This window comes from Corynebacterium sp. P4-C1 (assembly GCF_030503595.1).
In the GTDB taxonomy this organism is placed as follows: Bacteria; Actinomycetota; Actinomycetes; order Mycobacteriales; family Mycobacteriaceae; genus Corynebacterium.
Map to the genome: position 1 here is coordinate 190,300 of NZ_CP129966.1, position 25,698 is coordinate 215,997.

Annotated in this window: 24 protein-coding genes; 13 read left to right on the forward strand and 11 right to left on the reverse strand. The window is 65.3% G+C overall.

Going from position 1 to position 25,698, the window contains the following annotated elements:
* Window positions 1–43: 43 nt before the first annotated feature.
* Window positions 44–727 carry a UMP kinase gene (pyrH, locus tag QYR03_RS00860; protein WP_301712439.1) on the forward strand — a complete coding sequence of 228 codons (684 nt, stop codon included), beginning with the start codon at window positions 44–46 and terminating at the stop codon, window positions 725–727.
* 60 nt (window positions 728–787) lie between these two features.
* Window positions 788–1,723, forward strand: a complete 936-nt coding sequence (locus QYR03_RS00865; protein ID WP_301712267.1) for a DMT family transporter — start codon at window positions 788–790, stop codon at window positions 1,721–1,723.
* A 38-nt stretch (window positions 1,724–1,761) separates the two neighbouring features.
* Here QYR03_RS00865 and QYR03_RS00870 read toward each other — a convergent pair whose 3' ends face one another.
* Window positions 1,762–2,874 (reverse strand): amidase family protein, encoded by a 1,113-nt coding sequence (locus tag QYR03_RS00870; protein ID WP_301712268.1) that lies wholly within the window; start codon window positions 2,872–2,874, stop codon window positions 1,762–1,764.
* 95 nt (window positions 2,875–2,969) lie between these two features.
* Between QYR03_RS00870 and frr the strand changes: the two genes are divergently transcribed.
* The 3 genes from frr (at window position 2,970) to rlmN (ending at window position 5,609) form a co-directional block, all read left to right on the forward strand.
* Window positions 2,970–3,527: a ribosome recycling factor gene (gene frr, locus QYR03_RS00875; protein WP_259848704.1), complete on the forward strand. Its 558-nt coding sequence runs from the start codon at window positions 2,970–2,972 to the stop codon at window positions 3,525–3,527.
* A gap of 66 nt (window positions 3,528–3,593) precedes the next feature.
* Window positions 3,594–4,439 (forward strand): phosphatidate cytidylyltransferase, encoded by an 846-nt coding sequence (locus QYR03_RS00880; protein WP_259848908.1) that lies wholly within the window; start codon window positions 3,594–3,596, stop codon window positions 4,437–4,439.
* Window positions 4,440–4,499: 60 nt separating this feature from the next.
* A complete protein-coding gene (gene rlmN, locus QYR03_RS00885) occupies window positions 4,500–5,609 on the forward strand; it encodes a 23S rRNA (adenine(2503)-C(2))-methyltransferase RlmN (RefSeq protein ID WP_301712269.1) in 1,110 nt (369 codons plus the stop codon).
* A 97-nt stretch (window positions 5,610–5,706) separates the two neighbouring features.
* Here rlmN and QYR03_RS00890 read toward each other — a convergent pair whose 3' ends face one another.
* Window positions 5,707–6,264 (reverse strand): DUF2631 domain-containing protein, encoded by a 558-nt coding sequence (locus QYR03_RS00890; RefSeq protein WP_301712270.1) that lies wholly within the window; start codon window positions 6,262–6,264, stop codon window positions 5,707–5,709.
* 148 nt (window positions 6,265–6,412) lie between these two features.
* Between QYR03_RS00890 and dxr the strand changes: the two genes are divergently transcribed.
* The 5 genes from dxr (at window position 6,413) to map (ending at window position 12,928) form a co-directional block, all read left to right on the forward strand.
* Window positions 6,413–7,564, forward strand: a complete 1,152-nt coding sequence (dxr, locus tag QYR03_RS00895; protein ID WP_301712271.1) for a 1-deoxy-D-xylulose-5-phosphate reductoisomerase — start codon at window positions 6,413–6,415, stop codon at window positions 7,562–7,564.
* Between the two features lie 18 nt (window positions 7,565–7,582).
* Complete coding sequence (locus QYR03_RS00900; protein WP_301712272.1) at window positions 7,583–8,830, forward strand: RIP metalloprotease; 1,248 nt, start codon at window positions 7,583–7,585, stop codon at window positions 8,828–8,830.
* A 62-nt stretch (window positions 8,831–8,892) separates the two neighbouring features.
* The gene (gene ispG / locus QYR03_RS00905) at window positions 8,893–10,056 is read left to right on the forward strand and encodes a flavodoxin-dependent (E)-4-hydroxy-3-methylbut-2-enyl-diphosphate synthase (protein ID WP_259848700.1); all 1,164 of its coding nucleotides are present in this window, start codon (window positions 8,893–8,895) and stop codon (window positions 10,054–10,056) included.
* A gap of 62 nt (window positions 10,057–10,118) precedes the next feature.
* Complete coding sequence (locus QYR03_RS00910) at window positions 10,119–11,948, forward strand: penicillin-binding transpeptidase domain-containing protein (RefSeq protein ID WP_301712273.1); 1,830 nt, start codon at window positions 10,119–10,121, stop codon at window positions 11,946–11,948.
* A 107-nt stretch (window positions 11,949–12,055) separates the two neighbouring features.
* Window positions 12,056–12,928: a type I methionyl aminopeptidase gene (map, locus tag QYR03_RS00915; protein ID WP_301712274.1), complete on the forward strand. Its 873-nt coding sequence runs from the start codon at window positions 12,056–12,058 to the stop codon at window positions 12,926–12,928.
* On the opposite strand, the gene QYR03_RS00920 is transcribed toward map, so the two are convergent.
* The 4 genes from QYR03_RS00920 to QYR03_RS00935 all read right to left on the reverse strand — a co-directional run bounded on the left by QYR03_RS00920 (window position 12,925) and on the right by QYR03_RS00935 (window position 17,687).
* Window positions 12,925–14,019: an HNH endonuclease signature motif containing protein gene (locus QYR03_RS00920; RefSeq protein WP_301712275.1), complete on the reverse strand. Its 1,095-nt coding sequence runs from the start codon at window positions 14,017–14,019 to the stop codon at window positions 12,925–12,927. The genes map and QYR03_RS00920 overlap by 4 nt on opposite strands.
* 607 nt (window positions 14,020–14,626) lie before the next feature.
* A complete protein-coding gene (locus QYR03_RS00925; protein ID WP_301712276.1) occupies window positions 14,627–15,025 on the reverse strand; it encodes a hypothetical protein in 399 nt (132 codons plus the stop codon).
* A 236-nt stretch (window positions 15,026–15,261) separates the two neighbouring features.
* Window positions 15,262–16,650, reverse strand: coding sequence for a mycothione reductase (gene mtr / locus QYR03_RS00930; RefSeq protein ID WP_301712277.1), 1,389 nt, complete (start codon window positions 16,648–16,650; stop codon window positions 15,262–15,264).
* Between the two features lie 2 nt (window positions 16,651–16,652).
* On the reverse strand, window positions 16,653–17,687 hold the full coding sequence (locus QYR03_RS00935; protein WP_259848693.1) for an alpha/beta hydrolase: 1,035 nt from the start codon (window positions 17,685–17,687) through the stop codon (window positions 16,653–16,655).
* Window positions 17,688–17,964: 277 nt separating this feature from the next.
* Here QYR03_RS00935 and mqo point away from each other — a divergent pair, with 277 nt between their 5' ends.
* Window positions 17,965–19,395, forward strand: a complete 1,431-nt coding sequence (mqo, locus tag QYR03_RS00940; protein WP_301712440.1) for a malate dehydrogenase (quinone) — start codon at window positions 17,965–17,967, stop codon at window positions 19,393–19,395.
* Here mqo and QYR03_RS00945 read toward each other — a convergent pair whose 3' ends face one another.
* Window positions 19,396–20,625: a protein adenylyltransferase SelO family protein gene (locus QYR03_RS00945; RefSeq protein ID WP_301712278.1), complete on the reverse strand. Its 1,230-nt coding sequence runs from the start codon at window positions 20,623–20,625 to the stop codon at window positions 19,396–19,398.
* On the opposite strand from QYR03_RS00945, the gene cobA reads away from it, so the two are divergent.
* Together cobA and QYR03_RS00955 are read left to right on the forward strand one after the other, a co-directional pair.
* Entirely contained in the window at window positions 20,624–21,358 is a 735-nt protein-coding gene (cobA, locus tag QYR03_RS00950) for a uroporphyrinogen-III C-methyltransferase (protein WP_301712279.1), read from the forward strand. The genes QYR03_RS00945 and cobA overlap by 2 nt on opposite strands.
* The gene (locus QYR03_RS00955) at window positions 21,342–22,292 is read left to right on the forward strand and encodes a class I SAM-dependent methyltransferase (protein WP_301712280.1); all 951 of its coding nucleotides are present in this window, start codon (window positions 21,342–21,344) and stop codon (window positions 22,290–22,292) included. The genes cobA and QYR03_RS00955 overlap by 17 nt, the downstream gene beginning before the upstream one ends.
* Here QYR03_RS00955 and QYR03_RS00960 read toward each other — a convergent pair.
* From QYR03_RS00960 to QYR03_RS00975, 4 genes are all read right to left on the reverse strand, one after another.
* On the reverse strand, window positions 22,289–23,035 hold the full coding sequence (locus QYR03_RS00960) for an NAD-dependent deacylase (protein ID WP_301712281.1): 747 nt from the start codon (window positions 23,033–23,035) through the stop codon (window positions 22,289–22,291). The genes QYR03_RS00955 and QYR03_RS00960 overlap by 4 nt on opposite strands.
* Window positions 23,036–23,068: 33 nt before the next feature.
* The gene (locus tag QYR03_RS00965; RefSeq protein WP_301712282.1) at window positions 23,069–24,190 is read right to left on the reverse strand and encodes an ATP-binding protein; all 1,122 of its coding nucleotides are present in this window, start codon (window positions 24,188–24,190) and stop codon (window positions 23,069–23,071) included.
* A gap of 66 nt (window positions 24,191–24,256) precedes the next feature.
* A complete protein-coding gene (locus tag QYR03_RS00970; protein ID WP_301712283.1) occupies window positions 24,257–24,763 on the reverse strand; it encodes a thermonuclease family protein in 507 nt (168 codons plus the stop codon).
* A 25-nt stretch (window positions 24,764–24,788) separates the two neighbouring features.
* Window positions 24,789–25,514 (reverse strand): DUF1648 domain-containing protein, encoded by a 726-nt coding sequence (locus QYR03_RS00975; RefSeq protein WP_301712284.1) that lies wholly within the window; start codon window positions 25,512–25,514, stop codon window positions 24,789–24,791.
* Window positions 25,515–25,698 lie beyond the last annotated feature (184 nt).

Consider the following 25,698-nt stretch of genomic DNA (forward strand, 5'->3'; position numbering starts at 1 on the left):
CAATGAGACGCATTCGACTTCCCGCCGCGGGTATAAACGCGTCATGCTGAAGCTGGGAGGCGAGATGTTCGGCGGCGGCAACGTCGGCATCGACCCTGATGTGGTGGAGAATGTGGCGAAGCAGATCGCCGAGGTTGCCAGCCAGGGCACCGAGGTCGCGGTGGTCATCGGCGGCGGCAATTTCTTCCGCGGCGCGCAGTTGTCCCAGCGCGGCATGGACCGTGCGCGCTCGGATTACATGGGCATGCTCGGCACGGTGATGAACTGTCTGGCTTTGCAGGATTTCCTGCAGCAGCTGGGGGTGGACTGCCGTGTGCAGACCGCCATCAACATGGCGCAGATCGCGGAGCCGTACCTTCCGCTGCGTGCTTCCCGCCACTTGGAGAAGGGGCGCGTCGTCATCTTCGGCGCCGGCATGGGCATGCCGTATTTCTCTACCGACACCACTGCGGCCCAGCGCGCCTTGGAGATCGGGTGCGAGGTGCTGCTCATGGCCAAGGCCGTGGACGGCGTGTACTCCGATGACCCGCGCACCAACCCTGACGCAGAGTTCTACAGCGAGATCAGCCCGCGCGAGGCCATCGAGAAGGGCCTGAAGGTCGCGGATGCCACTGCTTTCAGCCTGTGCATGGACAACCACATGCCGATTCTGGTGTTCAACCTGCTCAAGGAAGGCAATATCGCACGTGCGGTGTCCGGCGAGCAGATCGGTACCCTCGTCCAGTAGTTCGGGCCTTTCCGTAGTTCCACTAGTTCGCGCAGTTCCACTAGCTAGGGAGGTCCCGTTGTGCTGACCGTGGCAGCGTTGGGTGTCGGTTCCGTCATTCCGGCCCAGACGGCGGTGAATAGTCGTCTGCGCGTGAGTATTGGCGCTCCGATTCCGGCGGCGTTCATTTCGTTTTTCATCGCGTTCGTGTGCGCGGTTGTTCTCGCGCTCGCGCTGAGCTTCACGACGGGCCCCTCCATCGACCTCACCCGCGCCTCCGGCGAGCCGTGGTGGGTGTGGATCGGCGGTGTGATGGGCGTCATCTTCATCACCGGGAATGTCATCCTGTTCCCGAAGATCGGCAGCGTGGAAACCGTTGTCCTGCCGATTCTGGGGCAAGTGGTGATGGCGTTGGTGATCGACAATTTCGGTCTGTTCGGGGCAACGCACGACCGTGTCGGATTGTTGCGTGTGCTCGGTGCCGGTGTTGTTCTGGCGGGCATCGTTCTCGTGCACGTGGTGGGGCGGGCAGCGGGGTCTGCGAATTCGGCTGCGACTGCGGAACCTCTGTTGACGTGGGCGTGGCGAGCCTTCGGCGTCTTCATGGGCATGTGCTCGGCAACCCAGACCGCCGCGAACGGCCACCTCGGCGAAGTACTGGGCAGCTCCATTCAAGCGGGCGCCGTCAACCTGGGCGTCGGTGTCATCCTGCTGTTCCTGCTCTGCCTGGTGTTCACGGATTCACGCAAGGCGCTGGTTTCCGGGGTCGAGCCCGGCCCGTGGTGGATGTGGCTCGGCGGTGTCTTCGGCGCGATCTTCGTCATCGGCGCCGCCACGTTGTCGCCGCTGATCGGCACAGGTGCAACCGTCGTCGGGATTCTCGCGGGAACGATTCTCGCGGGACAGGTCATCGAGCGTTTCGGGCTCTTCGGGGCGCCGCGCAGTGTGCTGCAGCCGGTGCGAATTCTCGGGCTCCTGCTGGTGTTCGCCGGAGCGGTGGTTGTGCGCGTGCTCTAGCACCGGCATGTTACCGAGGCCCCGTTGCCGCCTGTGCCTTACCGCCGGCGCTCACGCTGCCATTCCTCGACAACGGGCTCGATAAGGCGGGCAATTTCCAGGACCGTCGCGTTGTCGGCGGCCGGGGAGATCCCGCCGACCTGCACCGGCCCCACGGCGGCAGCGGGCGCGCCGGTGAGGTTGAATAATGACCCCCACGGGGACCATTCGGTCTGAGCCTCAAAAGAGTCGGCTGGGGACAACGACGGAAAGAAGCCGAGGGGCGGGGGATCCGTTGCGATCATCGGGGTCAGCACAATATCCACGTCCCACTCCGCGCGCACCAGTGAGGGCAGCGCGGCGATGTGGGCTGCCGCGGCGGTGAGGGTGGAGGGGGTGAGGGAGCGGGCTTCGTCGCGAAGCCAGGCGATGTACGGGCTGTCCAGCGGGTCGACCTCGGCGAAGGAGTGCTTGATCCGCGCCGAGAAATGGCGGTAGGTCTCCACCCCGAAGGAAAGCGGGGCGACCTCGCGCACAGGGAAGTAGCCGGCGAGCAAAGCAGCAGCACGCTTGACGACGCCCTCCCGCCCAGCATCCACCACCGCCCCAGGCGTGAACAGGGGAGCGGTGAGCACTCCCACCGAAAGGGCCTCTAGACGGCGCCGCGGAAGCCCCCACAGCTCCACCTGGTCGGCGACGGTTCGGGTGATGAAGCCGTCCACCGACACCGTTTGCCGCGGCGCACCCGGCTTGAACCCGACGACCTCGCACGCGGCGGCGGGCACGCGCAGGGAACCGCCCGCATCACCGCCGTGCGCCGCTCGGTACAGTCCGTCCGCGACAACCACCGCAGCGCCCGTCGACGACCCGCCCGGCGTGCACCCCGGATACGCCGGCGATGACAGCACCGGCACGTCGGGGCGCTCGGCGTAAATGGTGGCGCCGAGCTCGGAAGTGAGCGTTTTGGCGTCGATGAGCGCGCCATGGCGCTGCAACCCCGCCAGAAACGGGGTCGTCTCCCCAGCAACCCGGCTGCGCAGCGGGCTTCCCGACGTCGTCGGCCACCCCGCCACATCCGCCGTGTCCTTCGCGGGAATCACCCAGCCCGAAAGACGGCCCTCTCCCGGTCGGGGGCGAACATCGGCGGCGGAATACGTCAAGGCGGGATGCATAGTTCCCCTCAGTGTAGGAGGAAGGGGGAATGGGGCGTTCGTCGGTAAGCGGTGCGCTGCTAGATTGGATGAAGACAATGCGAAAGGATGACAACATGATCGACGACGTACTTCTCGACGCTGAGGAGCGCATGACCAGCTCCGTGGAGCACACCCGCTCTGAACTGGTCACCATCCGCACCGGCCGCGCGAACCCAGCCATGTTCAACGGCGTCATGGCCGACTTCTACGGTGCCCCGACCCCCATCAACCAGATGGCCACCGTGTCCGTGCCGGAGCCGCGCATGCTGATGGTCAAGCCGTTCGACCCGTCCACCCTTGGCGAAATCGAGAACGCGATCCGCAACTCCGACCTCGGCGTCAACCCCACCGACGACGGCAACGTCATCCGCGTCACTATCCCGCAGCTCACCGAGGAGCGCCGCCGAGACCTGGTCAAACAGGCAAAGGCCAAGGGCGAAGACGGCAAGATCGCCATCCGCAACGTCCGCCGCTCCGGCATGGAAGCGCTGAAGAAGATCCAGAAGGACGGCGACGCCGGCGAGGACGAGGTCACCGCAGCCGAGAAGGAACTGGACAAGACCACCGCGAAATTCGTCGCCGAGATCGACGACTTGGTTTCCCGCAAGGAAGCCGAACTCCTCGAGGTCTAAACAGTGACCGACACCGACTCCCGCTCTCGCGAACCGCTGGACGCGGTGCACTCTCGGCGCGTGCACATGCCGCGCCCGAAGAACTCCGCAGGGCGCAACCTGCCTGCCGCGATCGCGGTGGGAGTCGGGCTCGCCGCACTCGTGCTGGTGGCCACCTATGTCGGCCCCGTCATGTGGTACCCGGTGGTGTGCACCGCCGCCGCGCTCGGGATGTGGGAAGTGCTAACGCGCCTGCGCGAAAACGGCTACGGCGTCTATCGCTTCGTGATCATCGTCCTCGGTCTCTGCATGATCGTGTCCACGTGGGAGTTCGGTTACCCCGGACTGCTGGCCACGTTCACGATCAGCGCGTTGATGATCATGTTCTCGCGCCTGTTCTTCCATGGCAGGCACACCCCGCCACGCAACTACCTGCGCGACACTGCCGTGAGTATCTTCATTCTCGTGTGGATCGGGCTGTTCGGCTCGTTCGCCGCGATGATCTCGCGCTTGGAGACGGGCAGCGTCACCGGCAGCTACTTCATCGTCACGTTCATTCTTTGCGTCGTCGCCTCCGACGTGGGCGGCTACGTCACCGGTGTCTTGTTCGGCTCGCACCCGATGGCCCCGGCGGTCAGCCCGAAGAAGTCGTGGGAAGGCTTCGCGGGCTCCGTCGCGTTCGGTGCAGTGGCGGGTGTGCTCAGTGGCATCTATCTGTTGGGCCGGCCGTGGTGGGCCGGTCTCGTGTTCGGCCTGGGCATCGTCGTGTGCGCGACGCTCGGTGATTTGGTGGAAAGCCAGTTCAAGCGCGAACTCGGCTTGAAGGACATGTCCGGTTTGCTGCCGGGCCACGGCGGCATGATGGACCGCATCGACGGCATCCTTCCCGCCGCCGCGGCCACCTGGCTCCTCATGAACGTGGTCGTCATTTAGAGGCGTCTCACCAGCACTGATTAGAAAAGCTCGCTGCGCCGTGCCAGAATAGGGCACGTCATGAGTGATTTTCCGAAGATCCAACTGCTCTCGCCCAAGCGCGGGATGCCGCCGAAGCACTTCGCCGACCTGACCAAGCAGGAGCGTATCGATGCCCTCGCCGAGCTCGGCCTGCCCAAATTCCGCGCCGACCAGATTGCCCGCCACTACTACGGCCGGTTCGAGGCTGACCCGTCGACGATGACGGACCTGCCGGCCGCGCAGCGCGAACTGGTGAAGGATGCCCTGTTCCCGCGCCTGCTCACCCCGGTGCGCACCGTCGAGACCGACGAAGGAGACACGACCAAGACTCTCTGGCGCCTTCACGACGGAATCCTGCTGGAATCGGTGCTGATGCGTTACCCGGGCCGTGCGACGCTGTGCATTTCCTCGCAGGCTGGCTGCGGCATGGCCTGCCCGTTCTGCGCCACCGGCCAGGGCGGGTTGGACCGCAACCTGTCCACGGCGGAAATTGTCGACCAGGTCCGCGAGGCCGCCGCGATGATGGAGGCGGAGGGGGGCCGCCTGACCAACGTGGTTTTCATGGGCATGGGGGAGCCGCTGGCGAACTACAACCGCGTCGTGTCGGCGGTGCGGCAGATTGTCTCGCCGGCACCGGACGGGTTCGGCATCTCGCAGCGCAACGTCACCGTGTCTACGGTCGGCCTCGCGCCCGCAATCCGCAAGCTCGCCGATGAAGGTCTCAACGTCACCCTCGCCGTCTCCCTCCACACCCCGGACGACGAGCTGCGCGACACCCTCGTTCCGATGAACAACCGCTTCAGCGTCGAGGACGTGCTCACGGCCGCGCGCTATTACGCGGATCAGACCGGCCGCCGCGTGTCCATTGAGTACGCGCTCATCCGCGACATCAACGACCACGATTTCCGCGCCGACATGCTGGGCCGCAAGCTTCACGACGCCCTCGGCCCCCTCGTCCACGTCAACCTCATCCCGCTGAACCCGACGCCGGGTTCGAAGTGGGATGCGTCGCCGCGTGACCGCCAGGACGAGTTCGTCCGCCGCGTCATCGCTCAGGGAGTCACCTGCACCGTGCGCGACACGAAGGGGCAGGAGATCGCCGCGGCGTGCGGCCAGCTCGCCGCTGACGAGAAGCAAGCAGGCGCCTAAAACAGGCGCAAAAAGAACGCTCCGGGTGACCGTGTGGTCCCCGGAGCGTTTCGCTTATCGACGCTTCCCAGCGCCCAGCCGCCCTAGGCCAACTGCCCTAGCGCGGATCAGACTCCTCCACGCGGAGCGTCTCGTGGACGTTCGGGATCTCCGGGGCGGCGATGTCTTCGCGGTGGGCGTCGCGCAGCTCATGTGCGCCGTGCGCACTGTGTGCGCTGTGGGCGCCGACACCTGCCGCGGCACCGTTGTTCGCACCGTGGTTCACGGTCGCCGGATCAACGTTCAGGGCACGCAGCTGGCTGTCGGTCAGTTCGGCGTAGCGGCCTGTCAGAGCCTGCTGGTCGTGGGTCCAGTTCGGCTCGACGTGACCTTCCGGCTTGTTGTGGGCGGTCAGAGTCCGGACCTGGGATAGCTCCGGACGCAGCGCGAACAGGATCAGGCCGACGGCGATCAGCACGGCGATCGTGATCAGCCAGATGGTCTCGACGTGGCCGCGGTGGTTGCCGAAGTTGTAGCCGATGAGGAACAGCACGGAGATCCAACCAGCGATCTGGATGGTTTTCGGGGTCAGTTCGCTCCAGCCCAGCTTGGCCGACGGGACGTCAGCCTCGGAAACACCGTTGTACACCTGTGGTGCATCGTCCTTAGCGCTCACAGCACACTCCTTGCGGGAAATCAGTTCTTGCCCATTATATTGGCACACCTGCTCGCCGCACCGCGATTCATCCCCCCGAAAGTCGGCGCGCTGCCAACGTTCGTTTGACCCCGGCGCGCGGGGAGCGGGCGTGTGTGAGAATGGAGCGGTGCGAAAAGTTCTCATTTTGGGGTCCACCGGGTCGATCGGAACGCAGGCGCTGGAGGTGATCGCCGCGGCGCCCGACCAGTTCGAGGTCGTGGGGATCGCCGCCGGAGGATCGGCCCCACAGGCCATCATCGCCCAGGCGAGGGAGTGGGGCCTGGAGGGAGACCGGGTGGGCGTCGCTAAGCAAGCTGCGGCTGAGGTTGTCGCGGAAGCTCTCGGCGGGCCTGTGCGCGGGGGCGAGCACGCAGCCGAGCAGCTCGTGCGCGAAACGGAGGCGGACGTTGTGCTCAACGCGCTCGTCGGGTCGCTGGGCTTGGCCTCGACGCTGGCGGCGCTGGACATCGGCGCCGTGCTAGCCCTGGCCAACAAGGAGTCGTTGGTCGCCGGCGGGGACCTGGTCACGGCGCGCGGCGGGCAAATCGTCCCCGTCGATTCCGAGCATTCCGCGATGGCGCAGTGCCTACGTGCGGGACGAGAGGAGGACGTCGCCAGCTACGTTCTCACCGCCTCGGGCGGGCCTTTCCGCGGATGGACGCGCGAGCAGATGTGGGACGTCACCCCCGCGCAGGCCGCGGCGCACCCGACGTGGTCGATGGGGCAGATGAACACCCTGAACTCCGCGACGATGGTCAACAAGGGCCTGGAGCTAATCGAGGCGACCCTGCTGTTCGGCATTTCCCCGGACATCGTCGACGTGGTTGTGCACCCGCAGTCGATCGTCCACTCGATGGTGACATTTGTCGACGGGGCCACGATCGCGCAGGCGTCGCCGCCGTCGATGAAAATGCCGATCGCGCATGCTCTCGCGTGGCCCGGACGCGTCGATGGGGCACAGCCGGCGCTCGATTTCCGCGACGCGATGGACTGGCGTTTCGAGCCGCTCGACGAGGCGGCGTTTCCCGCTGTGCGTCTCGCGCGCGAGGTCGCGGCGGCGCGCGGCACGTACCCGGCGGTGTACAACGCCGCGAATGAAGAAGCGGCGGCGGCGTTCCTCGCGGGGCGGATCCGCTTCCCGCAGATCGTCGACATCGTGGGCGAGGTGCTGGATTCGGCGTCCGAGTTCGCGGTGGTACCGTCTTCGTTCGACGAGATCGTGGACGTGGAGACGCAGGCGCGTGAACGCGCCCATTCGCTTATCGACGCCTCCCCCTAACCCCCGGAAGGCCACCCCATGGGAGCATTCGTATTAGGCATCGTGCTGTTTGCCGTGTGCATCGCCCTGTCGATCGGGCTGCACGAGGCAGGGCACATACTCGCCGCCAAGGCCTTCGGGATGCGAGTGAGGCGCTTCTTCCTGGGGTTCGGGCCGACACTCGTGTCCGCGAAGAAAGGGGAGACAGAATACGGCATCGCGGCGCTCCCGTTCGGCGGGTTCTGCGACATCGCTGGCATGACGGCGATGGACGAGCTCACCGAGGAAGAAAAGTCCCACGCGATGTACCTCAAACCGTGGTGGCAGCGGGTGGCGGTGATGAGCGGCGGCATCGTCATGAACCTGCTGCTGGGTTTCATGGTGATCTATCTGCTGGCGGTGTCGTCCGGCATCCCGAACCCTGACGCCGACCGCACTCCCGTGGTGGGGGAGCTGACGTGCACCGCCGACCAAGTCGACGAGAAGACGCTTGCCGACTGTGAGGGCGACGGCCCCGCTGCCGCCGCCGGCGTGCGTCAAGGCGACCGTATTCTCTCCGTCGACGGGACTGCTCTCTCGTCGTTCGTGGAGTTGCGCGACTACGTGCTCGAGAGGCCGGGGGAGACCGTGGTACTCGGCGTGGAGCGCGGTGCCGGGCCGGGAGCCGGAACCAGCGCCGGCGCCAGCGCTGAGCGGCTCGACATTCCCGTCGACGTCGACGAGGTCTCCCGCATCGGCCCGGACGGCCAGCCGTACGTGGCGGGTGCGGTCGGCATGGCCAGCGCACCGGTCGCTGATGCCATGAAGCGCTTCGGGCCCCTGGAAGCAGTGCCGGCGGCAGGCCGGTTGTCGGGCGAGATGATCTCGGCGAGCGTGAAGGGCCTGGCGGCGTTCCCGGGGAAGGTTCCGGGCGTGGTCACGGCGATCTTCGGAGACGAGCGGGACGTGGAAGGGCCGATCAGCGTGGTCGGCGCCTCCCGCGCTGGCGGTGAGCTGGCGGAGCGCAGCCAGTGGGCCGTCTTCTTCTCGCTGCTGGCATCCCTGAATTTCTTCCTGGCGCTGTTCAACCTCGTGCCGCTGCCGCCTCTCGACGGCGGCCACATCGCCGTCGTCCTCTACGAGGCCGTGCGCGACCGCATCCGGCGCCTCCGCGGACTCCCGCCGGGCGGGCCCGTCAACTACGAGAAGCTCATGCCGCTGACGTACACCATGGCCGCGCTCCTGCTGGGGGTGGGAGTACTAGTGATTGTCGCGGACGTGACCAACCCGGTGCGGCTGTTCGGGTAGGGGTTGTGGGTGGAGGCGGTGGGCGTCGATAAGCGTGCGCGTGCGGTGTTAGTCTTGTGGCTATGAATCAACCTATCGGTTTGGGCATTCCGGAAGGGCCGCCGCCGACGCTGGCCCCGCGCCGCACAACCCGCCAGCTGTTCGTCGGCAATGTGGGAGTCGGTTCGGACCACCCGATCTCTGTGCAGTCGATGACCACGACGAAAACGCATGATGTCAACGCCACCCTGCAGCAGATCGCGCAGCTGACCGCGACCGGCTGCGACATCGTGCGCGTCGCGTGCCCGAAGACGGTGGATGCGGAGGCGCTGCCGGCGATCGCGAAGAAATCGCCGATCCCGGTGATCGCGGATATTCACTTCCAGCCGAAGTACATCTTCGCGGCCATCGACGCTGGGTGCGCCGCCGTGCGCGTCAACCCCGGCAACATCAAGGAATTCGACGGCCGAGTCAAGGAGGTCGCGAAGGCGGCCGGCGACGCGGGCATCCCGATCCGTATCGGCGTCAACGGCGGCTCCCTGGACAAGCGCCTGCTGGAAAAGTACGGCAAGGCGACCCCGGAGGCGCTCGTCGAGTCCGCGATCTGGGAAGCCGGCCTGTTCGAGGAACACGGTTTCGGCGACATCGCGATCTCCGTGAAGCACTCCGACCCGGTGCTCATGGTGGAGGCATACCGCCAGCTCGCCGCAAAGACGGACTACCCGCTGCACCTCGGCGTGACGGAGGCGGGCCCGAAGTTCATGGGCACGATCAAGTCTTCCGTGGCGTTCGGCGCACTGCTCTCCGAAGGCATCGGTGACACGATCCGGGTTTCCTTGTCTGCCGACCCGGTGGAGGAGATCAAGGTCGGCGACCAGATCCTGCAGTCGCTGAACCTCCGCCCGCGCAAGCTGGAGATTGTCTCCTGCCCGTCGTGCGGCCGCGCCCAGGTGGACGTGTACAAGCTCGCCGAGGAGGTCACTGCGGGCCTGGAGGGCATGGAGTACCCGCTGCGTGTGGCGGTGATGGGCTGCGTCGTCAACGGCCCGGGCGAGGCGCGCGACGCGGACCTCGGTGTGGCGTCCGGCAACGGGAAGGGCCAGATCTTCGTCAAGGGCGAGGTTGTGGAGACCGTGCCGGAGTCGAAGATCGTGGAGACGCTCATCGCGCATGCGGAACGCATCGCCGAGGAGGAAGGCCTCGAGGAGATCGAGGGCGCACGCGCGGAGGTCAAGGTTACAAAGTAGAACATCGCCGTTCATAGTGTGGCAGCGTCGGGAAACTTCCCGGCGCTGCTATTTTTACGCCCATGAAAACTCGGGTTTCGGTGCTGCTGACGGTCCTCGCCTTCGTGATGGGCGCGGCGGGGTGCACGCCGAAGCCGAATCCCGCTGAGCCGGTCGCGCAGGACTTCCTCGAGGCGTTGTCGCGCTTCGACTACGACCAGATGGCGGCGCTTGTCGACGATTCCGCCAAAGCCTCCGATTCCCTTTCCACCTCCGTCGCCGGACTGCAGGCGGAGGGGGTCACCGCGACGCTGAACAGTGTCGACCAGCAGGAGAATTTGGCCACGGCGAACTACACCCTCGACTGGGCGCTGCCGCGGGACCGTCATGTGCGTTACGACGCCTCGATGACCCTCACCCAGCAGAACCAGGACTGGACCGTGCGCTGGCAACCGTCCATCCTGCATCCGCGCCTCGGAGCCAACCAGCACCTGGAACTGCGCACGGTGCCGGCGGATCAGGCGAGCGTTGTGTCGTCGGACGGCGTGGCTTTGCTGAGTCCGGGTGTGGCCTACCGCCTCCTCGTGGACACGAACGCGGTGGGGGACAAAACGAATACCGCAGCCTCGATTTCTCAAGCGCTCGCCGCCGCCCACGAGCAAGACCCGTCGGTGCCGCTGCGCGATGCGGGGGAGTTGGAGAAGCAGCTTGCCGACGCCTCCGGTGTCTTCTCCGTGGCCATGCTCCCCCTCGGCGCGCGGGACGCGGTCGAGGGCGCTGTCGGCGGGCTGAAAGGTGTGCGCCTCAACGAGGAAGCATCCATGGTCGCCGACGACCCCCACTTCGCGCCCGACATCATGGCCCGCATTGGTGAGGAAGTCCGCACCGACCTTGAGGGTGACGCCGGGTGGAAGGTCTCCATCGTCAACGAGAACGCCAACGAGCTGGAGGACATCGAGCGCCACGATGCCACTCCGTCGCCGTCTATCACGGTCAGTCTCTCCCACAAGGTGCAGACTGCCGCCGAGAAGGCACTCGAGCCCATCAACGGGCAGAAGGCGATGATTGTGGCGATCCGGCCGTCGTCAGGCGAAATCCTCGCCGTGGCCCAGACGAAAGCCGCCGATGAAGACGGCAACACCGCCATGATGGGGCAGTACCCGCCCGGCTCCACCTTCAAGATCCTCACCGCTTATTCCGGTCTCGAACACCAGGGGCTCAACCCCGACTCCATTGTCCCGTGCCCCGGCACAATGGACATCTACGGCCGTACAGTGACCAACTACGCCGGCTTCGGCATGGGCAACGTGCCGCTCCAGACTGCGTTCGCGCGGTCCTGCAACACCACTTTCGCCGATATCTCGACGAAACTGGCGCCGGGGGAGCTGCGGGACGTCGGCAAGCAATTCGGCCTCGGTATCGACTACAAGATCGCCGGACTCGACTCGTTGACCGGCTCCATCCCCGACGGCGAGGAACCGCTCGACCGCACCGAAGCCGGCTACGGCCAAGGCCTCGACCTCGCGTCTCCGTTCGGCATGGCGCTCGTGTCGGCCACCGCCGCCAACGGCTCCACGCCGAAGCCGTACCTCATCGCCGGCCGCGACACAACCCCCAGCGAAGAAGCCCCGCAGCCCGACCCGCGCGCCATCGAGCAGCTGCGACAGATGATGAAAGCCGTCACCAGCCCCGGCGGCACTGCAACAGGAATGGGCGCCGGCGGCGACATCCGCGGCAAGACCGGTGAAGCCGAAATCAACGGCGGCTCCCACTCCTGGTTCACGGGATACCGCGACGACGACATCGCGTTCGCCACCCTCATCGTCCTCGGCGGCGGGTCCGAAGCCGCGGTGGCCGTCACCGACACCATGCTGCGCAACATCGACGAGGCGGGCGCCCCGAAGCCGCAGTAACCCCCAGCAGCCAGGAATCGGGGCGCAGGAGAGCCGTGGATCCGGGGAATCGGGGAGCCGACCGAGCCAAATCAGCCGCGCCGTGGCATGGGACTAGCATGGTGCGCATGAACACTCGCGGAAAACTGACCCCCGGAAAACCCACGCCGATTCGCACCGTCCCTGAGTCGATCGAACGCCCCGAATACGCGTGGAAGGACGAGGTGCAGGAAAACGTCGGCGAGCCGCTGGTCCAGACACCGGAGACCATCGAGAAGATGCGCGAGGCCTCCCGCATCGCCGCGAACGCGCTCGAGGCGGCCGGTGCCGCCGTTGCCCCCGGCGTGACCACCGACGAGATCGACCGCATCGCCCATGAGTACATGCTCGACCACGGCGCCTACCCTTCGACGTTGGGGTACCGCGGCTACACCAAGTCTTGCTGCGTCTCGCTCAACGAAATCGTCTGCCACGGTATCCCCGACACGACCGTGATCAAGGACGGCGACATCTGCAACATCGACGTCACCGCCTACAAGGACGGTGTTCACGGCGACACCAACGCGACATTCCTCGCCGGGGATGTCGCCGAGGAGAACCGTCTTCTCGTCGAGCGCACCCGCGAAGCCACCATGCGCGGCATCCGCGCCGCGAAGCCCGGCCGCCAGATCAACGTCATCGGCCGCGTCATCGAGTCCTACGCCAAGCGTTTCGGCTACAACGTCGTCACCGACTTCACGGGCCACGGTGTCGGCACGACCTTCCACAACGGGCTTGTCGTGCTGCACTACGATTCTGAGGCCTACACCGACGTAATCGAGCCCGGAATGACACTCACCGTCGAGCCCATGATCAATATCGGCGGTCTCGAGTACGACATCTGGGATGACGGCTGGACTGTCCAGAACCGCGACGGCGAGTACACAGCGCAATTCGAGCACACCATCGTGATCACCGAGGACGGCAACGAGATCCTCACCATCCCGGATTCCGAGCGTTAGTTTCCGAATAGGAGACTCATCGCGCCGAACGGGTGGACTTTGTTGTCCACCGGGTATCCCCGCGGGGACCTCCAGACAGGTCTGCCCCTGATATTCACAATGCTGCCGCGGTTACGGTGCTTCGGGTCGTCGTCGTTTGTGCGGTTGTGGTACCTACACAGCGGCGCCAGGTTCGCCATATTGGTCTGACCGCCGCGCGACCATGAGGTGATGTGGTGGACTTCGCAGTTGTCGGAGGAATGGCGGCAGTCGGGGACAGGACACGCTGATAAGCATGCTCGGGCGAGATCGCGCTGTTTCTTGTTAGCGAAACGGCTCGTGCGGTACAGATTCACGGCACCTTCCTGCGGGTGGAACGTGGCCACCTGGAGGTCGGCGCCGTGATACTTGGCCAGGTAGTCCGCCCCCGTGATCGTCGTGCCGTCGCTGAGACCGAGGATGGTCTCGTCACCGTCGCCGCTGACGATGTCGAGGTAGTCCGGCAGCGGGATCAGCACCAGCGGACGCGGCACAGCCGGTGCGGCGGGCGTTGTCGTTTCCGTCTCGGCGTCGGGCCGCAACCCCAGCATGCCCATGAGCGTCTCGAGCATCTGTGGGCCCGCCGGCCCGTCCGGCGAGATACGCTTCCGCAACGCGAATTCGAGAGCCGCCATGTCCTCCTCAGTTCCCATGGCGGTGAGCGGACGCATGCCGTCGCGCGACTTGCCGAACCCCATCGTCCTCTTAGGCGTCGGTTTCTTCCTTTCGGGGACGATCTCCGCTGCCTTGCGCTTAAGCGTCTCGCAGCGACCGCGGACATCCAACAGTTTCAGCCGCAGCCGCCACTTCTCGCGTTCGTCGGTGATGTGCTTGATGCGCGATTCAATGGCCCAGAGCTGGTCCGCCGTGAACGCTGCGGCCCGTGCGGCGTGCGCGGAGTACCTCTGTTGGCGCGTCCACTTCGTCGGGGCCAGGTACACGGCGTAGATGGTTTCCCATTTCTTCACCGTCGACCCGTCGAGCCCCGCGTCGAGAGCTTCCTGGGCATCGAAGTGCTCCAGGAAGTCGAGCGGGGCCTTCAGCGACCCGAGCATGGCGGTGAATTGGTTCATAGTTTTCAACCTAGACACCGCTGCTCCGCCGCGAAAGAGCATGTCTACTATAGTGCGCAGCCGCGGGGGTAGCGCTAAAGAACGCAATAAAAAAGACCGCCCAAAGGCGGTCTTTTCGGCTGAAAACCGTGTCTCCTACTTGAGGGTCATGGTCTTCCAGTCAATCTGCGGCAGGTAGCCGTTGTAAAGAGCCCAGTTGGCAGCACCGATGACGCCACCGATGATGGTGGCGAGGGCGAACCAGTCGACGCCATCGCGCCAGAGGCGGGCCCACTGCGGAGTGTTCTCATCTTCCGTGTAGGTTTCATTGCCCCAAATGTCGCGAACGTCGGCATCCGTGTCAGCGTCGGGGGCGTCACCAACCGGCGGCCAGGCCCGGCTTCTCGCCGATCTTACCGATCAGATCCTTGATCGGGGTATCGTCGGCCTGGCTCGAGCCGGAGGTGAAAGATCCACGGGACTCGTCCGGCTAAGGAGCAGCGGTAGCGACTGCGGTGCCGCCAAAAGCAACGGCGGAGGCGGTGACTGCAGCGAGAGCTGCGTTGCGGAACTTGCGCATGATGTTTCCTTACTTCGCTGTTTGAAGGTTACCGGCTTAGTTTCGTGATTACTGGGCGAACGGGCGGTAGTTGATGAAGTTGTCGAGCGGTGCGAGAATGACGCCGAATGCTGCAACAGCGCCGAGGGCGACGGTGAGTCCGTAGAGCACCTTGGCCGGGGTGCCGACATTATCCCAATTCTTGGAGGAACCGAACAGGTCGCGGCCATTCACCATGTAGGTGTCCGGGTCGCTGTGGTCGCCACCGGTGCTCTCAAAAATGCGGGTGGAGGAGCTGCGCGGCTTGTCGCCACCCTGGTTCTGCTCGCTTGCGGACTGGTTGCCAACGGTCTGGTCGGCAGCGGTCTGGTTGTCAGCCGTCTCCTCAGCAACTGCGACAGCAGTGCCACCGAAGGTCAACGCCAGGGCGGTGGTGCCAGCGATGGCTGCGTTGCGGAAGTTACGCATATTCACTGTTCCTACTCAACTAGTTAGATTTTCAACTAGTTAGATTCGGAGAACGGGTCTATGAAACTCCGTTCGCTTTCGAGGGGTTAGTGTGACTTGCCTCATTGGAAGATGCAGGTTCCGGCAACCTTATCGCAAGGAAAAACTGCTGTCTGCACAAAAACCTGTGAACTTGGCTTGCTATTCATAGATTGTCAACTGCGAATTTTCCGTTACATTCACAGCTGTGTTTTGGGTCACATATCGGGAAAGTCGAGGTCGAGGCCGAGGATGGCGTTTTCAGTGACTTCGGGGAGAGCGGGGTGGATCCAGTACTGCCCTCGTGCGACCTCGCGCAGGTCCAAGTCGAAGGCCATCACGGTGATCATCTGTTGGATCAAGGTGGAGGCTTGCGGCCCCATGTAGTGGGCTCCGAGGAGCTTGCCGGTCTTCTTGTCGGCAATGAGCTTCACCACGCCGGTCTGGTCTTCAAGGGCCCAGCCGTAGGCGACGTCGCCGTAATTCTGGATCTTGGTGGTCACATCAAATCCGGCATCGCGGGCTTGGGCTTCGGTCATGCCGACCGTCGCGAGCTGCGGGTAGGTGAACACGGCGGAGGGGACGTGCTCGTGAGGCATCGGCACCATGTCCGACGGGTTGAGGATGTTGTGCCGCACGGCGCGTAGCTCGGCGTTGGCGACGTGCTTGAGCATGTGGGGGGAGGAGACATCGCCAAGAGCCCACACGCTGTCGGTAGTGGTGCGGCCGTAGTCGTCGACGACGATGCGGCTATTTTCATGCATGCGCACACCGGCGGCGGCGAGGTTCAGGCGGTCGCCATTGGGTAACCGCCCGGTGGCGACGAGGAGGGCGGAGGAGGTGAGGGAGGTGCCGTCGTCAAGCGTGAGCGTCACGCTGTGCTCGTCGTGGGTTGCGCTAGCGACGGTGCGTCCGATGTGCGTTTCGTAGCGGGACTGTGCAATCGCGTTGAAGCGCTCGTGGATGTCGTCGTCAAGGTGGCGCAGCAGCGGGGAGCGGTTGACCAGACGCACGTGGGTGCCCAGGGACTCGAAGACGTGGGCGAATTCCATGGCGATGAAGCCGCCGCCGAGAATCGTGATGGATTCGGGCTGCTCGGGCAGGCGCATGACGTCCTCGTTGGTGAGGAACGGGACGCCGGATTCGGCGATGACCGGCGGGATGTTCGGACGCGACCCGGCGGCGATGATGATGGTGTCGCCGGTGATTTCCACCGGTTCGCCGTCGAGGGTTGCCGACAGCGTTTTGGGGCCGGTGAACTCGGCGTGGCCGCGGAAAAGAGTGACGTTGGGGCACTCGTCGCCGCGTCGGTAGTCCTCGCCACCGCGGGAAATGAGGTCGATGCGGTTGCTGAAGACACGGTCGACGATGGCCGGCCAGTCGGCGCCGTCGAAGGTAGTGCGGATGCCCAGGCGCTCGGAGGAGGCCGCGCTGTGCGCCGTGTCGGCCGCGACGACGTACATCTTCGTTGGGATGCAGCCGGAGTTGAGGCATGTGCCGCCGAAGCGGGGCGCCTCGTCGATGATCGCGATGGAGGCGTCGTCGAGTTCCGGGGTGGGGAAGGAGTTGCCGGAGCCAGAGCCGATGATGATGTAGTCGAAGTGCATTGTTAAACCTCCGGGGTGTCAAGTTTGTCGAGCCACGCGTCGACGGCCGCGAAGGCAAGGTCGCGGGCGTGTGGCTGGGAGAGGAAGACGTCGTGGAGCGCGCCTGGGATGGGGCGTGTCTCATGGGCGCTGGTGGTGAGCTGCGGAGCCCATTTCTGGATCTGGGCGACATCGAGCACGGTGTCGGCGGTGTCCGCGGCGGGTGAATAAGGCTTGCCCAGGTAGGAGTGGGTCGAACACAGGGTGAGGGTGGGTACGGCGGCGTCGGTGGAGGCGTCGTGAAGCGTGCTCTGCCCGTCGAGCACGGCAGCGAGCCAGCCGACGTACTTGTCGTGGCCGCCGAGGCGCTTTTTGTCGGTGTCGAAATCCCAGTTGCCGTTGAGGCCCTTATAAATGGATTCGCCGTACGTCGCCTCGCCGGAGACCGGCAATTTCATGTCCGGTGCGATCTTCGCGCCGAGCTTGACGACGGGCCGCAGCACCCGCACCTGCCACCGCGGCACCTGCATGTCCACCCACGGGCTATTGAGGATCATCCCGTTGACCATCGCGTGCGTAGCGCGGTCAGTGCGGCGCAGGTAATCCAGCCACAGCGGGACGATGAGACCGCCTGTGGAGTGCGCCATGGGGATGACGCCCCCGTGCTTTCCGGCGAGGAGCCGGGCAGCCTCGGTGAGCTCGCCGAAGTAGGTGGCCATGTCGTTGGTGTGGTGCCAGCGCTGCCCCGCGCGGTGCGCCCGCCCGCACTTGTGCAGGTCGATGGCGTAGAAGGGGTATCCCTGCGCCGTGAAATGCTCCGCGACGTGTGTCTGGAAGAAATAGTCCGACATCCCGTGCACCCACAGCAGTGCCGGCTTTCCCGCCTTCGGTTCGCCAGGGGCTTTGACGAGCACCGCGTTATTCTCCTCTTCGCCCTCAGGGTCCGGTCCCAAGTCGAGGACTGCGTGCTCGAACCCGCCGCCGAGCTCATCGGCGGACCAGTCGAGTGCGTCGATAGCCGGGGTAGTCTCTGCGTTCTCGTTCGCCTCGGAAGTCATGGGCTTCATCTTAGGCTTCCCGGGGAGGTGGGGGCGGGGGTGAGCCCAACCGGACAGTCTCTTCGGCGGCGGTTGCCCGAAGTGTGGTTTTCGGGGGAGGTTTTGGGCGTTTACCGTCAACGGGAATTAGCGTGGAATGATTAGAGTAAGCTTCATCAGCATTACCCGATTATCGGATCGAAGAGGTCATTGAAAAGTGTCAACACCGTATTCGCAGCAAACAGAAGGCACGAGGAACGGAGACGAGGTTGACGTTCTCCTGATCGGTGCCGGCATCATGAGCGCCACCTTGGGTGCCATGATCCGCCAGTTGGAGCCGGAATGGACGCAGTTGGTGTACGAGCGTCTCGACGGCCCCGCCCTCGAGTCCTCCTACCCGTGGAACAACGCGGGCACCGGCCACTCGGCGCTGTGCGAGCTGAACTACACGCCGGAGAAGAATGGCCGCATCGATGTTTCTAAGGCCCAGAACATCAACGAGAAATTCCAGGTTTCCCGCCAGTTCTGGTCCCAGCAGATCGAAGAGGGCGTGCTGACGGACCCGGAAGCATTCATCAACCCCGTCGCGCACGTTTCCTTCGCACAGGGTGACGATCAGATCGATTACCTGCGCCGCCGCTACGAGGCGCTCAGCGACAACTACATGTTCCCGCACATGATGTTCACCGCCGACCGCGACGAGTTCGCGGAGAAGCTTCCGCTGATGGCCCGCAACCGCGACTTCGACCGTGAGCGTGTGGCCATCTCCTGGACTGACGCCGGTACCGACGTCAACTACGGCGCCCTGTCGAACCAGTTCTTCAACCACGCCAAGAAGGCCGGCACCGAGATCCGTTACGGCCACGAGGTGCAGAGCCTGAAGAAGAAGGGCAAGTTCTGGCACGTCAAGGTCAAGAACCTGCACACCGGCGACACCAAAATCTCCCGTGCCCGCTTCGTCTTCGTCGGTGCCGGCGGCTACGCGCTCGATCTGCTGCGTTCTGCGGGCGTTCCAGAGGTCCGCGGCTACGCCGGCTTCCCGATCTCGGGTGCGTGGCTGCGCACCACCAACCCGGAGCTGGTCGCCCAGCACCAGGCGAAGGTCTACGGCAAGGCCAAGGTCGGTGCTCCGCCGATGTCCGTGCCGCACCTGGACCTGCGCGTCGTCGACGGCAAGCAGTCCCTGCTCTTCGGCCCGTTCGGTGGCTGGACCCCGAAGTTCCTGAAGGAAGGTTCCTACCTCGACCTGTTCAAGTCGATCCGTCCGGACAACATCCCTTCCTACCTGGGCGTCGCGGCCTACAACTTCGATCTGGTCAAATACCTGGTCGAGGAGGTCTTCAAGTCCTTCGACAGTCGCGTGGACGACCTGCGCGAATACATGCCGTCCGCCGAGGGCAAGGACTGGGAGGCCGTCGTCGCCGGCCAGCGCGTCCAGATCATCAAGCCGGCTGCTCCGCCTCACTTCGGCTCCCTGGAGTTCGGTACCGCGCTGGTCAACGACCAGGACGGTTCGATCGCCGGTATCCTCGGCGCGTCCCCGGGTGCGTCCATCGCCCCGGCCGCGATGCTCGAGCTGCTTGAGCGCTGCTTCGGTGAGCGCATGATCGAGTGGGGCCCGAAGCTCTACGACATGATCCCGACGTACGGCAAGTCCCTCAAGCGTTACCGCGACCTCTACGACCAGCAGTGGGAGTACACCCAGCGTGTCCTGAAGCTTGAGCGCTAGTCACGTTCCGCAGAACGTCGTGTAGGGGAGATCCCCTTCGGGCTCGGCCATCCAGGCCGGGCCCGCTTGTGCGTTGTAGGGGTCCGTCACGGCGGCGAGAAGCTCGAGGTATGGCTCGAAGTCGCCGTCCCGTTCCGCTGCGGCGATGGCGGCGTCGAGCATGTGGTTGCGCGGCACGAACACAGGTCCGTTGTGGTGCATGCGGTTGTGGGTGGTGATGTCCCCGGCACGCCCCAGCGCCTCCGGGTCGGGGATGTGCCTCTCCCAGGCCCGCTGCCACACCGTCTCCATTCCACCGAGAATGTCCTGCACGGCGTCGAGGGTGCTGACCGGCAGCAGGGCTTCGGCGAGCCGGCTCAGGTTCCAAGCCATGATGTCGGGCTGGTTGCCGAATGCGTAGCGGCCGTGGACGTCGATGGAGGAGTAGCTCGCGTCGGTGCGGAAGCGCTCGGTGAAGGCGCACGGGCCGTAGTCGATAGTCTCGCCGGATAAAGCGGTGTTGTCGGTGTTCATCACTCCGTGGACGAAGCCGAATCGCATCCACCGCGCGACGAGATCCAGTTGGCGCTCCATCACGGTCGAGAGCAGATCTTCCGCCGTGTCGAAGCCGGCGGCGGCGACGACAGCTGCGACGAGCTCCGCAGACTTTGTGGCCGCGTACTGCACCGACCCGATGCGCAAGTGGCTTTGCGCCACGCGCACGACTATGCCGCCGGGCACAGGGCCGTGCTGGCGTAGGACGGTCTCGCCCGTGGTCAGCACCGCCAGTGAGCGCGTCGTGGGCACACCGGCCGCGTGCATGAACTCGCTGACCGCGTATTCGCGCAGCATCGGGCCCAGCGCACCGCGCCCGTCGGATCCCGGTTTGGAAAACGGCGTCGGCCCGGAGCCTTTCAATTGGATCTCGATGCGGCCGGACGGGGAGGGGAGGTCGCCGAGGAGGAGGGCGCGGCCGTCGCCAAGCAGCGGCACGAACTGGCCGAACTGGTGCCCGGCGTACGCTGTCGCGTGGCCGCCGTGTGCTCCGGTGAGCCAGCGGAGGCCGTCGCTGGAGCGCAACCATTCCGCGTCGAGATCGAGCGCGGCGGCGAGCCCCTCGTTGAGCACCACGATCTTCGGGTCGGGGAACTCCGCACCGCGCGCTTCGACCGCCATGGACGGCAGCGCGTCGGCGAAGCTGTGGGCGAGTTTCTTCTCCGGCATGGGCACCACCCTAGACTCGGATGCCATGAACGGAAGTGTGACTCTTGTCGGCGGCGGTCCCGGGGCGTGGGATCTGATCACAGTGCGTGGGCTGCGCGCGCTGGAAGCGGCCGATGTGATCCTGACAGACCACCTCGGGCCGACGGACCAGCTCGACGAGTTCCTGGACACATCGGGCAAGGAGATCGTCGATGTGGCGAAGCTGCCGTACGCGAAGCAGGTGGCGCAGGAGCGGATCAACGAGCTCATGGTCGCGCACGCGCAGGACGGCAAGCGCGTCGTGCGGCTCAAGGGCGGGGATCCGTACGTCTTCGGCCGCGGCTTCGAGGAGCTTCAGGCGTGCGCTTCCGCCGGTGTGCCGTGCGAGGTCGTGCCGGGCGTGACGAGTGCGGTGTCGGTGCCGGCGGCGGCGCGGATCCCGGTGACTCAGCGTGGTGTGACCCATTCCTTCACGGTTGTCTCGGGGCATCTCGCCCCGGATGATCCGCGTTCGCTTGTCGATTGGGAGGCGCTCGCGCGGGTGGGCGGCACCATCGTCGTCATCATGGGCGTGCGCCAGGCGCCCGCGATCGCGGAGACGTTGCAGCATGTGCTTCCCGCCACTACGCCCGCCGCGGTCATCCAGGACGGGGAGACTACCCGCCAGCGCGAGATCTGCACAACGCTCGGTTCGCTCGCCGAGACGATGGAGCGCGAGCGCATCACCAACCCGGCCGTCTACGTCATCGGGGAGGTGGCCGGTCTTGCGCACGCTGGATAGCCTCATCATCGATGAGGCGCTTATCGACGCCTCCGCCACCACCCTCATCTGCCACGACCCCACCCTCGACCTCACCCGGGCAGCTCTGGACGTGGGAGGGCCGGTCGTGTTTCTGGATTCGGATTATGCGCGCAGTCAACAGGCTGTTTCTCTCGGTGCCCGGATCGCCGGTGATGTGCGTCTGGACGAGCTCCTAGCCGGCTCGTCCGGTTCGGCTGTGGCGATCGGGGAAGTGCCGAAGTCCCTTGCACGCCTGGACTACCTGGCACGCTCGATTGCCGGTGCCGGCTTCGACGACGTGCGGGTGGTGCTGGGGGCGAATAACAAGCACCTGTCGCGCGGCATGAACACGCAGCTCGGACAGTCCTTCTCCAATGTCTCCGCGTCACTGGGCCGCGGCAAGTTCCGCTGCCTGGTCGCCTCCGGTCCGCTTCCAGTGACCTACGAGCCGGTGCGTGGCGACGGGCTCATCGCTATCGGCGGCGTCTTCTCCGGCGCGAAGCCGGACCAGGGTGGCGAGCTTTTGCGCTCCTGCCTGCCCGACGATCCGGGGCGTCTGCTCGATCTGGGCTGCGGCAACGGATCCGTCACCCGCGGCTTCGAAGCACGGGCGACTGACTCCGATGCCGACGCCGTCCTTTCCGCGCGTGCGATCGGTTTGGAGGCGACCTGGGACGACGCCGGCTTCCGCTTTCCGGAGAAGAGCTTCGACACCATCGCCCTCAACCCGCCGTTCCACGACGGAACTGCCGTCGACGCCACCCTGGTCCAGCACCTCCTCGATGCCTCGACGCGCCTGCTTGCCGACGGCGGCACTCTCTACCTCGTGCACAACTCCCACCTGCGCTACCGCGGTGAGGTGGAACGCCGCTTCACATCGGTGAGTCAGGCCGCACGCGACAAGCGTTTCACGGTTCTGCGGGCGGAACTCTAACCCAGCAGCTTCGGCAGGGCGTTCGCCGCAGTGTCCTCGATGACGACATCGGCGAGGTGCGACAAATCCGTGCGCATCGGAGTGACCTCGATGACCGGGATCTCGCGGGAGTGCGCCAACAGCGGCAGACCGGCAGCGGGGTAGACCACCCCGGAGGTACCGACGATCAACACCGCATCGGCAGTGCGCATGCGGCGCTCCGCTTCCGCCCATTCGTCCTCGGGTAAAGCCTCGCCGAACCACACGACACCGGGCCGCACCAGCCCGCCACACATCGGGCACGCTGGCGGGGTGATCTCAGCGACCGGCTTCTCGGGGAAGGCGATGGGGCGGGTGTAGGTTTCGTCGCAAAGCGAACAGCGGAACTCGAACAGCGAACCGTGCAGGTGAACGACATCCTTGCTCCCTGCCCGCTCGTGCAAATTGTCGATATTCTGCGTGGTCACCGTCGTCTTCGGCGAGCGCGCGATGGCGATGTGCCCCGCGTTCGGTTCCGCCTGCTGCGCGAGATGCGCGCGCCACAGATACCACGCGAACATCGTGTCCGGATCGTCGTGCCACGCGTCAGTCGATGCCATATCCTGCGGGTCGACGTTCTCCCACAAGCCGGTCTGCGCGTCGCGGTACGTCGCGATGCCGCTGTCGGCGCTCATGCCGGCTCCGGTGAACACCTCGATGTGCGAAGCGTCGTGGAGGAACGCGCGTGCGGCGTCAAAGCTGGTGGGGGTGGAAGGCGTGGTCATGGTTCGAACCGTACCCACACCGGGCGGTGCGCGTCAGCTGATGCGCTGCGGCCGACCCCGGTTCAACAGGTACTGGCCGAGGTACGGCTGGGCGAATTCGAGGAGGCCCCAGCCAGCCGGATTGATCAGATCGCGCTCGATGAGCCGGGCCCGGATATCGGAGAGGGATGTGGCGGGGCGGCCGAGCGCTTCCGCGAGGGCGGACGACGCGATCTCGCTCGACCCTGTCTCCTCCTCGATCGTGGCCATCGCCTGCAGATACTCCATCTGCCGCGCCGGGACCTCCCGCAGCGCGGGCTGGTGCACCTGCACGCCGAGCCGCTCGAGCGTGCGCGGTATTGCCGCCGACACCGCGTGGGCGTCGACGCTGCCCGAACCGCGCTGGTCGGCTTCCTCCCAGGACAAGAAACCGATGAGCTGGACGAGATACGGGTAGCCCCTACTGAATTCGGCCGCCCGCTGCGCATCCTCGAAGGTCCTGCCGCCGTCGCGGGCGGTGTCGACGAGGGCGGTGCGTGCGTCGTCGAAGGTGAGTGGACCGAGCTCGTAGTGGCGGGCGCGCCGGAGGAATGTCGCGCCGGGGAGATCGAGCAATCCGTTGATGCCGTGGGTGAGGCCTGCCATCGCCACCGCAACAGGGAGGTCGTCGCGCACGAGATCCTGGTACGCCACGGCGACCTGGGTGAGGTCCTCCGGCGATGCATCTTGGACTTCGTCGATCGTGATGAGCACACCGGTGTCGTGGAGGTTGGAAATCAGCTCGCGGAGCTGGCTGCTCAGCGTCGGCACCGGATCATTGCTCTCCATGTCGGTTCTCACCGAGCCGATGCCCGCGACGGAAAATCCCGTGATGTGCCGCCGTTGCGGAGGGGAAAGCCGGTTGATCGCCTGCGGGATCGCGGACTCGATCAGTGAATCCGCCACCTTTTCCCGTGCCGAGGCGCGGAGCACGATCCAGCCCTCGCGCACGGCAATGTCCTCGAGCTCAGTGAGGAGCACCGTTTTACCGATTCCCCTCGATCCCGAGATGAGGATTGAGCGGTCGGGGTTGCCTGCTGCGCCGGAAATCGCTCGTTTGAAATCGCTGAGCACGGTGGCGCGTCCAGCCCACACCAGTGGACTCGCGCCGAAAGTGGGGCGGAACGGGTTATTCATGCTGTTCAGCATAACGTAACCGATAAACCGATAAAATCGCCTCGGCCGATAAACCGATAAATTCGCTCATCCGGGTTCGCCGTGACCGACGACACACCCAGGCTCGGCGCCGAAGACCCCGGCCCTATTCTCGCGCGGTCCGGCTTCGGCGGCGAGGATCCGGTCGTAGAACTTCCGGTTCGGCTCGTAGACGACGGCGTGGGCGAACCCGTCGCGCACCATGTGCTCGTTGATGAAGTCCTCGCCCACAAACACCCCGGCGAGCTCGCGGCCGTAACGGTCATGGCGGTCATTGTCGTACTCGAGCGACACTTCCGTACCTTCGGGCAGGAGTTCCTCCAGACGGTCTTTGGCTTCCTGCGCGAGGCACTCTTCTGGATCGCCGAAGTGACCAAGCTCAGGGGCATTGATATTGAGAAGCCTCACCCGCTTAGTTCCCAACCAGGTGGACACGTCGACGGTGTCGCCGTCGACAACGCGCTCGACCGTCGTGTCGCTCCCCACGACGACGGCTGCCGCCGCCCCAGCTCCCACGAGCGCAACTGCTCCGATGCCTGCGATCCACTTCTTCATCGTCACTTCCTCTAGATGCCCGCGCTTAGAGAGCGAGGAACGGAACCACGCACACCGCGACGAGCAGCACAAGAACTACGAGGGCGTACTGCTTCACTGGGGCGTGCGCCCAGTTGAGGTCGACCCTGCTCTGGTTGAACGGCGAGATCCACGCCACCATCGGATCGTCCGGCTCGTTGTATAAGCCCACCCCGCTGCCTGGTCCGAAATGTTTCTGTCGGGCGAGTTCATCGTCATCGGTGGGCATGTCTTCCATCTGCTTCGGCCAGCGGGAAAGCAGCACAAAGGTGTAGATCACTGCGGCGATGAGCCCGACGACAAGCAAACCCAGCGCGACTGGGCGGTACGCCGTGTGCCCGGGGAACGTGAACGTCAACTGAATCAGGCACATCGGCACGGCGAGCGCTACCGCAATCCAGGCCATGGAACGATCCGTTACGCGCAACAGAGCAGCGGTCTTGTCGGCAGCGGTTTCGGAGAAGGGGATGGGGGAGGTGGGGGAGACGGGGATTCGTCGATAAGCGATGCCCGGACGTGGGGCCGCGTTGTAAACGAGCGCGAGGAGCAGCAGCGAATACCACGCGCCGAAGGTCGCGGCCGGAAGAGACTTCGGCTCCCAGCTGTCGACCTCGCCGGCCGGGCCGATGTGCGTAGGGATCTGCTCCGGCACAGAATCGAAACGCAACACAACGACCGCGAACGTCAGCAACGCCACGCCGAGCGCCACACCGTACAAGGACCGGGAATTCATATGGCCATTGTATCGAGGGTAATCCGAACGGAACCATTCCGCGTCTCGAGCAGTCCAACCTCTGTAGAGGAGAGAAGGGAGAAACTGTGGAGTTGGCTAGGGGGGGAAGGAGCTGCTGGGAGGGCTCGTCGATACGCAGGGCGCGTGCTACGGCGATCGAGAACTGCTCGGGCAGCTGGCGAGC